This window comes from Amphritea sp. HPY, from assembly GCF_050870985.1.
Classification (GTDB): Bacteria; Pseudomonadota; Gammaproteobacteria; order Pseudomonadales; family Balneatricaceae; genus Amphritea.
Window position 1 is genome coordinate 2,330,312 of the sequence record NZ_CP194015.1, and the last position, 15,296, is coordinate 2,345,607.

12 protein-coding genes are annotated in these 15,296 nt (G+C 49.6%); 6 read left to right on the forward strand and 6 right to left on the reverse strand.

Annotated elements, in window-relative coordinates:
• Positions 1–29 precede the first annotated feature (29 nt).
• The 4 genes from lipA (at position 30) to ACQUQM_RS10545 (ending at position 5,459) form a co-directional block, all read left to right on the forward strand.
• Positions 30–971 carry a lipoyl synthase gene (gene lipA, locus ACQUQM_RS10530; protein ID WP_432474453.1) on the forward strand — a complete coding sequence of 314 codons (942 nt, stop codon included), beginning with the start codon at positions 30–32 and terminating at the stop codon, positions 969–971.
• 107 nt (positions 972–1,078) lie between these two features.
• Positions 1,079–2,023 carry a homoserine kinase gene (locus ACQUQM_RS10535; RefSeq protein ID WP_432474454.1) on the forward strand — a complete coding sequence of 315 codons (945 nt, stop codon included), beginning with the start codon at positions 1,079–1,081 and terminating at the stop codon, positions 2,021–2,023.
• A gap of 506 nt (positions 2,024–2,529) precedes the next feature.
• Positions 2,530–3,288 (forward strand): hypothetical protein, encoded by a 759-nt coding sequence (locus tag ACQUQM_RS10540; protein ID WP_432474455.1) that lies wholly within the window; start codon positions 2,530–2,532, stop codon positions 3,286–3,288.
• Between the two features lie 83 nt (positions 3,289–3,371).
• Positions 3,372–5,459: an autotransporter domain-containing protein gene (locus ACQUQM_RS10545; protein WP_432474456.1), complete on the forward strand. Its 2,088-nt coding sequence runs from the start codon at positions 3,372–3,374 to the stop codon at positions 5,457–5,459.
• Here ACQUQM_RS10545 and ACQUQM_RS10550 read toward each other — a convergent pair.
• The 5 genes from ACQUQM_RS10550 to ACQUQM_RS10570 form a co-directional block, all read right to left on the reverse strand.
• Complete coding sequence (locus tag ACQUQM_RS10550) at positions 5,442–6,347, reverse strand: TraB/GumN family protein (RefSeq protein ID WP_432474457.1); 906 nt, start codon at positions 6,345–6,347, stop codon at positions 5,442–5,444. The genes ACQUQM_RS10545 and ACQUQM_RS10550 overlap by 18 nt on opposite strands.
• Before the next feature lie 106 nt (positions 6,348–6,453).
• Positions 6,454–8,811, reverse strand: a complete 2,358-nt coding sequence (locus ACQUQM_RS10555; protein WP_432474458.1) for an ABC transporter substrate-binding protein — start codon at positions 8,809–8,811, stop codon at positions 6,454–6,456.
• A gap of 245 nt (positions 8,812–9,056) precedes the next feature.
• A complete protein-coding gene (gene alr / locus ACQUQM_RS10560) occupies positions 9,057–10,139 on the reverse strand; it encodes an alanine racemase (RefSeq protein ID WP_432474459.1) in 1,083 nt (360 codons plus the stop codon).
• Positions 10,140–10,203: 64 nt separating this feature from the next.
• On the reverse strand, positions 10,204–10,590 hold the full coding sequence (locus ACQUQM_RS10565; protein WP_432474460.1) for a RidA family protein: 387 nt from the start codon (positions 10,588–10,590) through the stop codon (positions 10,204–10,206).
• A gap of 288 nt (positions 10,591–10,878) precedes the next feature.
• Positions 10,879–12,138: a D-amino acid dehydrogenase gene (locus ACQUQM_RS10570; RefSeq protein WP_432474461.1), complete on the reverse strand. Its 1,260-nt coding sequence runs from the start codon at positions 12,136–12,138 to the stop codon at positions 10,879–10,881.
• Between the two features lie 185 nt (positions 12,139–12,323).
• Here ACQUQM_RS10570 and ACQUQM_RS10575 point away from each other — a divergent pair, with 185 nt between their 5' ends.
• Positions 12,324–12,821 (forward strand): Lrp/AsnC ligand binding domain-containing protein, encoded by a 498-nt coding sequence (locus ACQUQM_RS10575; RefSeq protein ID WP_432474462.1) that lies wholly within the window; start codon positions 12,324–12,326, stop codon positions 12,819–12,821.
• A gap of 33 nt (positions 12,822–12,854) precedes the next feature.
• Here the strand turns inward: ACQUQM_RS10575 and ACQUQM_RS10580 are convergent, their stop codons facing one another.
• Positions 12,855–13,757, reverse strand: coding sequence for a LysR substrate-binding domain-containing protein (locus tag ACQUQM_RS10580; RefSeq protein WP_432474463.1), 903 nt, complete (start codon positions 13,755–13,757; stop codon positions 12,855–12,857).
• Positions 13,758–13,932: 175 nt separating this feature from the next.
• Between ACQUQM_RS10580 and ACQUQM_RS10585 the strand changes: the two genes are divergently transcribed.
• Positions 13,933–15,252, forward strand: a complete 1,320-nt coding sequence (locus ACQUQM_RS10585) for a D-serine ammonia-lyase (RefSeq protein WP_432474464.1) — start codon at positions 13,933–13,935, stop codon at positions 15,250–15,252.
• The last annotated feature ends 44 nt before the right edge of the window (positions 15,253–15,296 follow it).

The following is a 15,296-nucleotide window of genomic DNA, read 5'->3' on the forward strand; positions in this document are numbered from 1 at the left end:
ACAGATAATAATCAGAAGAGGTGGCCTTGATGGAAATGATTCCGCTAAAAGAGCTCAAGGGTGAATCCAAAATGTCCCGTTTACGCGAAAAGCCTGACCCTACCCGGGAACGTCTGCGCAAACCGGAATGGATCCGAATCGATGCCCACTCCAATGCCAACGTAAAGAAAGTTAAGAAGCAGCTACGCGATCTTAAACTGCATACGGTGTGCGAAGAGGCTTCCTGCCCTAACCTGGCAGAGTGTTTCAGCCATAAGACCGCAACTCTGATGATTATGGGTGCCATCTGCACCCGTCGCTGCCCGTTCTGCGATGTTGCACATGGCCGGCCGATGGGCCTTGATCCTGACGAGCCTAAGAACGTAGCCAGCAATATTAAGCAGCTTGGCCTGCGCTATGTGGTGATCACTTCGGTTGACCGGGATGATCTTAAAGATGGTGGTGCTGCGCATTTCGCTGAATGCGTCAAGGAAGCCCGTGCCATCAACGAAGAGTTGAAAGTTGAAATTCTGGTACCTGATTTCCGCGGCCGCATGGATGTCGCACTGGAAAAACTATCTGCGAATGTGCCCGACGTACTTAACCACAATATGGAGACAGTACCGGCCCTGTACAGCAAAGTAAGACCGGGAGCTGATTATCACTGGTCGCTCAACCTGCTGTACCAGTTTAAGCGACTGCATCCTCAGGTAGACACAAAGTCAGGCCTGATGGTCGGCCTTGGCGAAACCAAAGAGCAGATCATACAGGTAATGCAGGACCTGCGGGCCAACGAGGTGGATATGATCACCATCGGCCAGTACCTGCAACCAAGCAAATATCATCTGGCGGTAGAGCGTTACGTCACCCCGGAAGAATTTAAGGAGTACGAGGATATAGGTTACGAGCTGGGCTTCAAGAATGTTGCCAGCGGTCCTATGGTTCGCTCCTCCTACCATGCCGACCTGCAGGCTAAAAACGTAGGCAAATAGAAACTGCTAAATACACACAGCTGGCTATTCCGGCTTAAATTAATACTGCGTAGTTAAATTAATAGTTTTAACTGCGCAAAAACTGCTCAAGAAAAGGATGGTGAGGGATGTCTGTCTATACACCTGTAACCCGGGAACAGCTCGAGTCATATCTGCAGCTGTGTAGTGTTGGTACGCTAACCGAATATCGTGGTATCGAAGCGGGAGTTGAAAACACTAACTTCTTCGTCACCACCAGCGAAGGGGAGTATGTACTGACTCTGGTTGAGTCTGTTGGCACAGAACAGCTACCCTTTATTCTTGGTCTGATTGAGCACCTTGCACAAAACAACATCGCCTGCGCTATACCAATTCACCTTAACAACGGCGACTTGTTCGGCACTCTGAACGACCGCCCGGCTATTCTGATGACCCGGCTTGAAGGCACTCCACTGGATCAGCCTTCAGATCAGCAGGCCAGTGTAATCGGTCACACCCTGGCCCGGATGCACAAACTGAGTCAGCAACTGCCGGTAGAACAGTTTACCCACATCCACCAGTGGTGTTCTGAACTCGGCGGCAAAGTGATGCCTAAGCTGACTAGTGATGAGCAATCCCTGCTGCAGCAAAACCTGCTGGAAGGGGGCCAGATCCAATGGGCAGCCCTGCCGACCGGCCCGGTACACGCCGACCTGTTCCCGGATAATGCGATGTTCTCCGGTGATCAGCTATGCGGCCTGATCGATTTCTATCACGCCTGCTCTGCTCCGTTCCTGTATGACCTCTGCGTAACCCTGAATGCCTGGTGTTACGACGAGCAGGAAGCCCAGTACGACTTTAACAAGGCACTGCTTATTCTGGATAGCTATCAGAGTATCCGGCCACTGGAGGCTGAAGAACAGAAAAGCTTCAGCATGATGTTGCAGGTTGCAGCAATGCGTTTCTGGCTGTCCCGACTGCGCGATATACACTTCCCGAAAGAGGGCGAAGTGGTGACCCGTAAAGACCCACAGGGCAAACGTCAGTTGCTTGAATTACTAGGTGAAAGTCAGAGCCTTCAGCTGGCCAGCTAAGGGCTCTTTGCCAGACACTATACCTTGTAACACCGTATGGCAGGCGGGCTCTAGGTCTGCCATACAAGCCCTCTCCCATACCATGCAGCACAGCTTCCATGTGTCCCCAAAGTAGCGACAGTTTTCATCGAAATCATGTCGCTAATTGTTAAAGTTGTCGTAATTTCAACGATCTTATGGCTGTACGATGAAACGATGTTTTCTCCCCCCTGATTCTTAGCCTGACCACTGGCTTATATTCCCTGAATGCTAGCGCAGACATCACTGTAGAAAATGTTTCTGCAGGCGAGAACCTAACCGTTAGCAGCGGCGACACTGTTAATGATGTAGATGTAACAGGAACCACTGCAGACACTATCCTCATAGAAAATGGCGCCACTATAGATAATGACGGCCCCGGCCCTGATTACGCCATAGAGCTGGAAGGCGATCTGCGCCAACTGATCAACAACGGCTCTATAACAGCAATTGCCGACTCAGAAAATGATCTTCGCGGCGCGATTCTTATGGAAGGGGATTACCTGCTGGAGAGTTTTATTAACTCCGGTACCGTGACCGGTGACTCCGGAACCCGATACCTTGACGCGATCTCAATTGAAGGAACGGTAAACCAATTTGAAAACACCTCTGACGGACAACTGATTGGCGGTGATGATGCGGTTCGAATCGATGGCAGCGTCTACGTTGGCGCTGTAGATACCCTTATCAATGATGGGCTTATCAGAGGCCTTAATGACGATGGTATTCAGATCGATGACGCTTCTGTAACCAGTATTATCAACCGAGGCACCGTCGAAGGCCTGGGTGAAGATTCTGATGAGGACTCCCACGGCCTGGAAATAGACAACAGTACTGTTCAGCGAATCAACAACCAGGGAATAATACTGGGTAATGAAGACGGTATTCAGGCTGAAGACAGCACAATTAATATCATTAGTAACAGTGGCAGAATCCTGTCTAATATCGATAACGCTATTGAGCTTGAAGATACTTCTGTCACCTCTGTGAATAATTCCGGCACAATCTCCGGTGAAGATGATGGTCTTAACCTATTCAATGCCTCATTAGAGACAATCAACAACTCCGGCAGCATTCTTGGCAACGATGGTGACGGTATCGATATCGACAGCGATACCGACATATTGATCAGCCTTATCAGCAATACCGGACTTATTCAGGGTGGTGATTTTGGTATTGAGATCGGTGATGCAACAACCAGCGTTACCGAGTTTTCGAATACCGGCTCAGTTATAGGGGAGATGTAGGCTTCTATATAAGTAGTGATGCGACGATCGACTTACTCGATAACGAAAACCTCATTCAGGGACAGGGCTCTGATGGCATCTATATGGATAGCGCCACTATCACCGAGCTTGATAACAGTGGAACGATTGAAGGCCTCGGCCCTTCGGGAGCTGACTCCTCAGGAATATATGCCGATTCATCAGAAATCACCACCCTGCTAAATACAAGCTTGAACAGCATTCGTGGTACTGATCACGGTATCTACCTCGACAGTAGCAGTATCAACAGTCTGACCAATACCGGCTTAATCTATGGTGGAGACGAGCCTTCTACTACATCCGGTGATACCGACACCGGTATCACCGTAACAAACGGAGGCCTGATCACCAGCCTTGATAACAGCGGTATTATCTCGGGCTATGATGGCGATGCCGATGATGACACTAACAATGATGGCAGCGGTCTCATTATCGATGCAGGCGGCGAGATCACCACTCTGAATAACAGCGGTACGATTATCGGCGACGACTATGCAATCCTGATAACAGGCGGCAACGCCATTACTATTAACAACAGTGGCGTACTATCCGGCGACGTCGATCTTGATAGCACAGCCTCCGTCATCAACCTGACCGGCAGCAGCGCCCGCATCATTGGCGACACTTCGGGTAGCGCGACAACAGTTAATGTTCTGAGTAATTTCACCACCGAAGGCAGCTTTAATATCAGTGAGATGACTATCGATAACAACGCTGAACTAGCCTTGTATCACGATATCACTGCGGCCGGTGCCGGAGGCCTTAGCAACAACGGTGTTCTGGCCATATCCCCTGGACAGTCCGATAACCTGACGCTTACCGGAAATTATAATCAGGCGCCATCAGGCACACTCATTGTCGACTACAACAGCGCGATGGGACCTGGTAACGAAGGCAACGGCAGCGACCTGCTCAGCATCAGCGGTGATGCAGTGATCGCGGGGAAGATCCTTTTCAGCTCAAGCGATACAGTTGATGTGGCATCGACGACACCGATTAAAATCATCGAAGCTGGCAGCGTATCTTTTACCGGAGAGATCGAAGGTATACAGGGCAGCTTTGGCGACCTGTCGTCCTTTGGCGGCTCGTTTACCAACAGCCTTGGTTTTGCAGCCCTGGCATCAGATCCTGACCCGGTGGCTGTCAACGCCGCCGATAATGTCGTACTTGATACTACCGCACTGTTTCTGTCTGGCAGTTGCGGATTCAACAGCACTGCAGCAGATCGTCAGCGCTCAGGAGGTATTTATCGACATAGCCATGGTGACTGCCTTACTCCGGGACGTAGCACATTAAAATACGATAATCAGGAACAGGATGCCTGGTGGGTTCGCACAATTTTAACTAAAGGCGCACAGGCTTCTACTATTGATAGCAACGGCTACAAATATAAAACCTATGGCTTAATTGCCGGCAAATCAGTATCGCAGGATGAGAACTGGAGCAGTGGTATTTCCATCGGCATGCTGCGTGGTAAGGCGGATAAGAATAACGGCGGCAGTGACAATACCGACAGTGCCTATGTCGGCCTTCAGCGAGACTATATTGACGGTGAGCACTTTTACAATATGGCTTTGACTCTGGGCCTTAACAAGTTCGACTTTGAACGCAACATGACCATCGACGGCAATAACGTTCAGGGCACCGGTGATACCATGGGCTGGACACTGGGTGCGCGGATAGCAGCGGGACTGGAGCAGAAAACCGGTGATAATAGCTATGCCCGCCCGATGGTCTCACTCAGCTACAGCCAGCTGCATAAGCAAGGCTATAACGAATCAGGCTTAGCCGATTTTGGTTTACAAATTGAAGACCAGACCCTGCGTGACCTACGGGCTAACCTTGGCGTTGAAGTTTCCTACGACTTCCCGGCAGAGAAGAGCAGTGCGGTCATTGAATCAACCCTGGCAGTTAAACTTGGAATGTCACATCAGCAAGCCCTGGACAACCGCCAATATAATGTCCGCTTTACCAATTTTGCCGATCCTTTCATCATTGAGGGGGATAACAGCTCACTGACCATGATGCGACTTGGGCTCGGCTGGACCCGGCATATCGACCGGAGCAGCAACATGTTTATCGGTTACGACGCCGGCTTTTCCAGCGAACGGGAAGAGCATACTCTGAACTTTGGCTTACGAAAGGTTTGGTAGACTGACCTGACGTACGATATAACCCTGACTTTTAAGTTGTTGCAGCAGGCCATCCGGACCGACCAGATGGCCTGCCCCGACCAGTACTAACTCAACCGGACCATCATTCAGCATGGTCTGAATCTGAGGTAGCCAGTTAAGATTTCTCTGCACCAGCAGTGAATGATAGAGGCCAGGAAAGTCGCGCCGCATATCTTCTATTATTAACCGCTCCAATTGAACCAGATCACCATCGCGCCAGGCCAGGATCAGCTGATCCATAAACTGGTCTGATTGTTCCAGTTCAGTCAAAGTCTGCTGCAGGAAACTATCTTCATTACCCTCGCCCATATCCGCCAGATAGCCAATCTGCAGATCGATCGACTCCAGGCCTGCAACCGGCTTGCTATCGTTGTTGGCGCGCAGATGAAAATACTGATCAATACCTTCGGCATCGACACCGCTCTCGCGCAGTTGCGCCATGGTCAGCGTCATCACCACACCACCAGGACGAATAAACTTTAACAATAAAGGCGGCAACCCGGCCTGCTGCCATTTTGCAGCGACCTTGGCATAAATCGGCGCCGAAACCTTCTGCTGCAGCGTTGTACCATCCTGATAGGTTACAGCCTGTTGCATCCTGCGCTGGGTTACCGGATCAGCAAGTAGCGCCATATCCGTCTCGAAAACCAATTTATCCGCGCGCTTATAAACAGAATCAAACTCTTCAGGAAGCGGGTAATCCGCCGATCGAAGCAGATGAATAGTCCCCGCCAGATAGAGAATCTGATTACCGCTACTCACCTGCCAAACGGTACTGGCGGCATTGGCTGTACTGACAAACACCGCGCTGATCAGCAAGCAACATAAAAAACCCCCTTTCCCTATGGCTTTAATTACTCCGCTCATTCTGTTCCCAATCCTTATATTCTGGTCGGCTAACACTACATGCTGTAGGCTGCCTAAATTACCACATCCGTTTCGGTATTATTTGACCTTGCTCTCAAAATGGTTATTAAATCATCGATGTATTGCTGCAACGAACACAATTACCCCCGGCCCGCTTAGCCTCATATAAGGCCTTATCAGCTTTATGCATCAGCTCCCTTGTGGTTTCACCTGTTTCCAGTTCGGCAACGCCGTAACTACAGGTGAGTGTGCCTATTGCAGGAAAAAGGTGTTTATTAACCATCTCTTGCAGCTGACCGGCGCAGGTCATTGCACTGGCCATATCGGTATTGGGTAATATAACTATAAATTCCTCGCCACCCCAGCGACCAAACAGGTCTGCCTCCCGGGTGCTATGGGTAATCAAGCGACTTAGCTCTTGTAGTATCTGATCCCCTACATCATGTCCATAACCATCGTTAATACGCTTAAATTTATCTACATCAAGAAAAATCACCGCCAGTTTATCAGCCAAACCGGATCGCCTTTTTGCAACTAAATCGGTTAGCTCCTGATCAATTTTACGGCGATTAAACGCACCGGTAAGCGAATCCACTTCAGCCACCTGACGTAAACTCCGACTTAGATGAGCAACACGGTAATAACGATAAAGTATCAAAGCGACAATCGAAGTCAGTAGCAGAATGCTCCACCATAACCATTGAATATAACCAGAATTGCCCGGTTCAATACCAACCCACTTTGCCGATATTCGAAAGGAATCTTCATTCGTCAGCATCCGTAAAGTTCTGTCCAACACCTCCAACAATATCGGCTCCCCTTTAGCCACGCCAATAGCCAGGGCCCAGTCTTCTTTCAGAGGCCCTTCAATCTTCATTCCATACAGATTATTAAGCCTGAATACCCGCGACAGAGTCGTATGAGGGGCAAGCATGGCAAACAGCTCACCACTGGCTACCTTTAACACCCCCTGCTCAGAATTTTTTACTGTAACAACCTCTATTTCAGGGTAATTTCGTGTCAGGTATTCATGATAAGCGCCACCTTCGACAACACCCACTTTATGCCGCCACAGCTGATCGAGACTGGCAATGTCCGCAGCACTTTTACGTACAGCCAATGAAACGGAGATTCGACGGTAAGGCGCCGTAAAATTAAGAAAACGCTTACGGTCAGGTGTCGCGACCGCACCCAGCAGCAGCGTACAGCCCCCATGCTCAGCCATTACAAGACTTTCCTGCCAGCTGGTCGTCGGCACCAGAGCCAGATCAATATGTAACTTTTCCTCGAGGTAGCGAATGTACTCAGCATCCATTCCGGTAGCCTGACCTTGCACAATACCTGAATATGGCATCCAGTTCGGATCGACACAGACCGTCACACTTTTATGCTTAGCCAGATATTCGCTCTCACGATTACGTAATAACAGATGGGATTCAGACCGGTCTGCCTGGTAAACAAACCCGGTCAGATCATATTCCCGCCGTATCAGGTTAAGAATCAGATAGATGTTTGCCATCGAGTTAAAACGGCCGATATTAATGTCACCTAACGGCCGCTCCCCGACATAGGCCAGGGAACGTAACGCACGCCCTTCAAATACCAGCGCTTCCAGTGATTTATGCTGGCTGTTATAGCGATTATGGATCAACCTGGCAGACTCATCTATATGCGAAAAAGCGTATTGCCAGCCCTTCAAAGATGCCCGCCTGAAGCGAGCTACAAGGTCAGGCTTTTGCCGTATCAGATCGGCTGAGGTAAAAAGAATATCGCTATACATCTCAAAGCCAAAATTGGCCGGATGTAAAACGGTGTACGGCAAATTTCTGCTAATCATCTGATGCGGTTCATTCGATATATATGAGCCCATCGCATCGGTGTTACCATCAACCAGATCACTGATATCGAAGCTATGATCCTGACGCTGAAAATCGCTCCCCCGCAATCCGGCCTGTAACAGCATAGCCAGTATCTCTACGTTCATTTGCGCATCTTTGGTCAGCATAACTCTGCGCCCTTTCAGATCCGCAGGGGTCGCTATACCCGCGTCAGCTCGACTCAACAACATTAGCGGGGACTTCTGAAACGCAGCAAACAAAGCGACGATTGGCTGCCCTTTCGCCCGTTCGATGACAATAGAAGAACGGCCGATAGCAAACTCTGCCTTTCCCTCGGCCACCATCTTTACCGGTTCACGGTCTGCAGCAAACTCGATCAACTCAACATCAAGCCCCTCATCCCGGTAAAAACCTTTCTCTTTGGCAATATAGTAGCCGGCAAACTGGAACTGATGTTTCCAGAGCAACTGCAATGAAACAGATTCAGAGGCATGAACAGAAGCGGATGCGACAAGGAAGCAGCATAAGAAAACCCTGACAACAGGGGATAGTAAAAAACGGCCTTCGAACAGAATAGCGATAAACCGGCATCGACTTAACCGGTCGATTTGAAACAGACTCTGCATGGCATCCTTTCCCTTGCAACAACAGTCTTAGCAGATAACGCGCTTAAGATACTTCCTTAGCACGCCCAATAACCTGATCAGATATAATCTTCCATTAACAAGTAGAATAACGCATCTGACATCCTGATATAAAGGGCCAGAATTTAAAGACAGCCCGAATAGTCCTAAAGTTCAGGCAAAAAAAGAGCAAAAAAAAGGAGCGCCATGCACTCCTTTATATCGCAATAAACCAGACCTGAGCCCGGTTAGCGATTGATATAACGCTTATGTACCCGTCGGGTAATACCGGTAAACAAGGTATAAGGGATAGTCCCACAATGCGGCGCTATCTCTGCAGCAGTCAGATTCTTGCCCCAGAATTCAATCTCAGTCCCGACACCTGCATCAGGAAAATCGGTCAAATCTACCGCCAGCATATCCATCGATACCCGACCAACAATCCGCGAACGCTGGCCATTGATCAGTACCGGCGTTCCGGTACCCGCATGACGGGGATAGCCATCAGCATAACCCAGCGCCACAGTACCAATACGAGATGGTTTGTCAGCACAGAAGTTACCAGCATAACCAACACAATCACCCGCCTGAACCTCGCGTACAGCAATGACTTCAGACGTCAGCGTCATCGCCGGAATCAGCTTATCTGCGTTTTCCTGAGCCTCGGAAAATGGCGTCGCGCCGTACAGCATCAAACCCGGACGCAACCAGTCACGACGGGCATCATTCCAGGCCAGCAAACCCGCAGAGTTAGCCAGACTGACCGGCGCATCAATACCTTCGGCATATTGATCAAAGCTAGCCAACTGTTCTTCAGTGGTCGTTTTATCCAGTTCATCGGCGCTGGCAAAATGACTCATCAGAATCACGTCAGCAACATTATCCAGCGCCATCAGGCGATTATAAGCCTGCTGGTAATCCGTCGGGTGAATCCCAAGACGGTGCATGCCGGAATCCATCTTTAGCCAGATTCTGATCGGCTGACTGAGTTTGGCCTGAGCGATCTGTTCGATCTGGTCAAGACTGTGGATAGCGCACCACATACCATGCTTACTGATATATTCCAGTTCACTGACTTCAAAGAAACCTTCAAGCAGCAGAACCGGTTTATTGATACCTGCTTCAACCAGCTCGACACCCTCTTCGATACAGGCAACACCAAAGGCATCGGCTTCAGCTTCAAGTGCTTTAGCAACCTCAACCGCACCGTGACCATAACCATTAGCTTTGATAATCGCCACGGCATTACCAGCAGGATTCAACGATCTCGCCAGACGATAATTATGCCGGATTGCATCCAGATCAACTGTAATTTTTGCTGCTCGACTCATCTAATCTTATTTCCTCAGAGGTATGGAGCCCGATCTCAGAAAAGACGGGCCCGGATCGGCTCGATTAACCGACTACCATTACCGCTTCAACTTCAATATCAGCATCTTTCGGCAGGGCTTTGACCGCATAAGCTGCACGAGCCGGGTATGGCTGATCAAAATAACGCGCCATTACTTCGTTAACCTGACCGAAATTAGCAAGGTCAGTCAGCAAAATGGTTACTTTAACCAGATCGTTCATAGAACCACCGGCTTCTTCAGCGATCGCTTTCAGGTTCTCAAATACACGTACTGCCTGGGATTCAAAAGAATCGGTTACCATCTCCATAGAAACCGGATCCAGTGGGATCTGGCCAGAAATATAGACAGTGTGATCGACCTTCACTGCCTGAGAGTAAGTACCGATGGCAGATGGCGCATTTTCTGTTGCAATAATAGTCTTAGTTGGCATAACTGATTTTCCCATTCAAATCGTTAAGCAGGCTTGCAAGCTAGATGTCAGCTTAATCAACCTGCCCATTAAGTATTTATTGTAAACCTTAATCATTACAGATCAGGGTTCTGGCCACCTGTCCCCCAGCGACAGACCGCCCCGGATTATATCCTGTATAAAAAAATGAGCACAGGGGCCAGACCGTCGGATTCGTATGACCCAGCAACCGCCCCTGTACTCTGCACATAAAAATGAAGATGCTGAATTAAATCTTCTCAGAGTGCAAAGAACTCGTTACGGCAGAAACTATTTCTGGCCGTAACGGGCTACAGAAAAACCTTCAGGATCGATATCGGTCTGGTTACCGGTGATTACATCAGCAACAAATTTGCCGGAGCCCAGTGACATAGTCCAGCCCAGAGTACCGTGACCAGTATTCAGATAAAGGTTCGGATAGCGGGTGCCACCCAGAATCGGCGTACCGTCCGGCGTCATAGGCCGTAAACCGGTCCAGAACTCTGCTTGTTCGATATCACCACCACCCGGGAACAGATCACTGACAGTATGCGCAACATTCTTACGGCGCTTTTCCTGTAACGACATATCGTATGACGTTATTTCAGCAGTACCACCAACTCGGATACGATCCTCAAAACGGGTGACAGCGACCTTGTAGGTTTCATCCATAATGGTAGAAACCGGCGCCTTGGTTTCGTCAATGATCGGCAGTGTCAGGGAGTAACCTTTAATAGGGTAAACCGGCACTACCACACCGACATTAGCCAGCAGCAGCGTTGAGTAGCTCCCCAGCGCCATCAGGTAGCGGTCTGCCGTGAATGTACCCTGCTTGGTTTTCACGCCAACAATGTTTGTGTCATCGCTGATCAGGCCTTCTATTTCGGTATCGAATTTAAATTCAACACCCAGCTTCTTACACTCTTCTGCCAGGGCCGTGGTAAATTTAAAGCAGTCACCGGTTTCATCACCCGGCAAGCGCAGACCACCCACTAATTTATCCTTTACATGAGCCAGTGCCGGTTCACGGGAAATACACCCCGTCTGGTCCAGCACTTCGTATTCAACGCCACACTCTTCCAGTACCGCAATGTCTTTTGCCGCAGCATCAACTTGCTTCTGGGTACGGAACAGCTGCAATGTACCATTTGTACGCTGGTCGTAATCGATTTCGACTTCAGAGCGAAGATCTTTGAAGCAATCACGGCTATACTCAGCCAGACGCATCATGCGCGCTTTATTGGTGTGGTAAGAGCTCTGCGTACAGTTGGATAACATTTTAGTCATCCACTTTAATGTATTAGCATTAACCTTAGGGTTGATCATCAACGGTGCCAGATCCTGCATCATCCACTTGATAGCTTTCAGTGGTACGCCGGGAGCAGCCCAGGGTGCAGAGTAGCCAGGTGAGATCTGTCCGGCATTGCCATAGCTGGTTTCCAGCGCCGGACCGCTCTGGCGATCGATAACGGTTACCTGATGACCAGCTTTCGCCAGATACCAGGCACTGGTAACGCCGATTACGCCGCTACCCAAGATCAGAACATGCATAAAACTACCTATCTTTTTATATTTATGATCAACAAATTATTCGGCTAGTATATGGTAGCTTTGACAGTTTATTTTTTTGTATTTAAACTAGATTCAAGATCATTACCTTGCATAAATATAATTAACAGAAAATTCAACGGTATCTACGAAAGAGGTCTAAGCCGCTTCTTTCAGGACAGGTTTTTATGAAAAACGCGCACAAACGCAAACTCGACAAGATCGATCTGAATATCCTCAAGACGCTGCAGGAAAACGGCCGAATCAGTTATGTCGATCTGGCTGATATTGTCGGTCTGAGTACGACACCATGTATGGAGCGGGTCAAGCGGCTTGAAAAAGACGGCCTGATTCAGGGCTACTATGCCCGGATCGATCCCCAGGCGATGGGCTATGGCATGCTGGTATTTGTTGAGATATCGCTCTCTTACCAGTCGCCTGATGCGTTCCAGAAGTTTAATCTGGCAGTGGCCTCACTACCCTATGTGCAGGAATGCCACCTGGTATCCGGCGATGCCGATTTCCTTATCAAAGCCCGTATCGCGGATATGTCGGAGTACCGTGCCTTACTAGGCGAGATGTTGTTGACTCTGCCCGGCGTGAAAAACTCCAAGAGTTATATCGTTATGGAAGAGGTAAAAGAATCCCTGGGCTTACCGATCAATCCGAATCAGCCGCGTAATTAGACCACGCTCACCGACAGGGCTAAACGCCCCGGGTCATGGCTGGCGCGCGATCTCCAGCAGCCAGTCATGCACCGCCTGAACCCTTGGACTCTTCAAAGCCCCCTTGGGATAGATAATATAGTAGCTACAGCGCGACTGTTTCTTCTTATATGGCGCCATCAGTCGCCCCCGCTGCAACTCTTCAGTAATCAGGCTTTCACGGGCTAAAGCCACTCCAAGCCCTGAAGCTGCCGCCTTAATCGCCATATCGCCCCGGTTGAAATAGTGCCCCCGGTCGGTATTGATAGCATTCATCTCACTGGCCTGCAGCCAGTAACGCCATTCTGCGTCCGGCTCAGCATCAGCCCATGGCGTCGTATCATGCAGCAGAGGCACCCGATTAAGCGCCCCTTCAGCCTGCCAGTCCACATCACCAAAATGTGCAGGACTTACCACGGGGAACAGGTTCTCTTCCATCATCAGGGAGCAGCTCAAGCCCGGATAGTTTCCAGCGCCATAATCGATCGCTATATCAAAATCCTTTGCCTTCAGGTCTAACAAGCTACCTTCAGCAAAAGTTTCAATACGAATATCAGGGTATTGATTCTGAAAACCCGCCAGGCGTGGAATCAGCCACTTAAATACAAATGAGGGGATCGAGCGTAATCTGACGCTACCTTCCAGGTCACTGCGTTTGATACGCCCCAGGGTGCTTTCCAGATTCAACAGAACGGGGCGAACCGTCTCATAGAACTGCAGGCCCTGACTACTGAGCTCTACCTGCCTCGGCCTACGGATAAAAAGATCGACGCCCACCTGCGCCTCCAGGTTCTTCATCTGCTGGCTCACAGCACCGGGGGTTATTGACAGCTCATCCGCAGCCTGACTAAAACTTAACAGTCTCGCGGCAGCTTCAAAGGTTCTCAACGCAGCGAGGATCTGGGTATTGAGATGCATATTTGATTACCACCAGACTTAGAATTCACAATGAAAAAGTAAAATAACCAGACGTTATAGTTTAGTCAAACTATAACAAAAGATAGAAATGATCGATTGTTTAGTTGAGCTAAACTTCGCACAATCCACGACTCGCTGCTTAAACAAAATATAAAAATGACAGGCAGATATCTCCATGACATCAATAGACCCCCGACTTGCGCAACAGCTTCGTAGCGCAAAGCCATTTCTCTGGCTGAATCCGGCTTACAACAACACAGCTCCAATGGATCAGTTACCTCTGTCTCTGCAGGACATTGAGGATGCTGATGCCCGTCTGCGCCGCTTCGCGCCACTATTGTCATCCCTGTTTCCTGAACTGAAAGAAGACAATGGGCTGATCGAATCAGAGCTGATCGCTATTTCACAAATGCAGCAAATGATCTTTCCAGATCTGACAGGCAAACTGATGATTAAGGCAGACCACGCTCTGCCGGTCGCCGGCTCCATTAAAGCCCGTGGTGGTATCCATGAGGTACTCTGCCACTGCGAAGCCCTGGCCCTTGAGCATGGTCTGTTGAATAACATCGATGATGACTACCTGAAACTGGCGAGTGAACAGGCTCGCAAGCTCTTCAACAACTACGAAATTGCTGTCAGCAGCACTGGAAACCTTGGCTTGAGCATCGGTATTATCAGCGCGGCACTTGGCTTTAAAGTTGTTGTGCATATGTCAGTTGAAGCGAAAGAGTGGAAAAAACAACGGCTGCGCAATCGCGGGGTCCGGGTTGTGGAACATGCCGACGATTACAGCGCAGCGGTGACTGCCGGCCGTGCACAGTCCGATGCAGACCCTGCCAGTTATTTCGTCGACGATGAGAATTCGCCGCGTCTGTTTACCGGTTATGCCGTAGCGGCCTTACGGCTAAAACAGCAACTGGCGCAACAACAGGTCCCGGTTGACGCAGAGCATCCCCTGTTTGTTTATATCCCTTGTGGCGTCGGAGGTGCCCCTGGCGGTATTAATTTTGGCCTGAAACAGGTATTTGGCAGCCACGTACATTGTTTCTTTGCCGAACCTACTCAGGCCCCCTGCGTACTGTTAGGGATGCAGGCAGACTCTGAAGACCAGCTGGAAAGTGTCTATCAGGTCGGCCTCAAGGTTGATACCGAAGCCGATGGCCTGGCAGTCAGCATGGCTTCCGCCTGGGTCTGTTCCGTCATCAAAAACATTCTTTCCGGCGTGTTCACTGTCGCTGACGATGACCTGTTTCGATACCTTTACCGACTGCACCAGACCGAAAACATCGCGATAGAGCCCTCTGCTGCTGCGGGTTTTACCGGCCCTCTGCAGATAACCTCCTCTGCAGCAGGCCTGAAGTACCTGCAACAGCATCAGCTGCAACCATCACTGGCTAACGCAACCCATCTGGTGTGGACCACAGGTGGACTGTTTGTTCCCGATGAAGAGATGAAAAAATTCCAGTGCCGCGGTAAACAGCTTTGTAACAGCTGATTGCGATACTGAAACCCGATCATCGTCAATCGGAACACACTGCT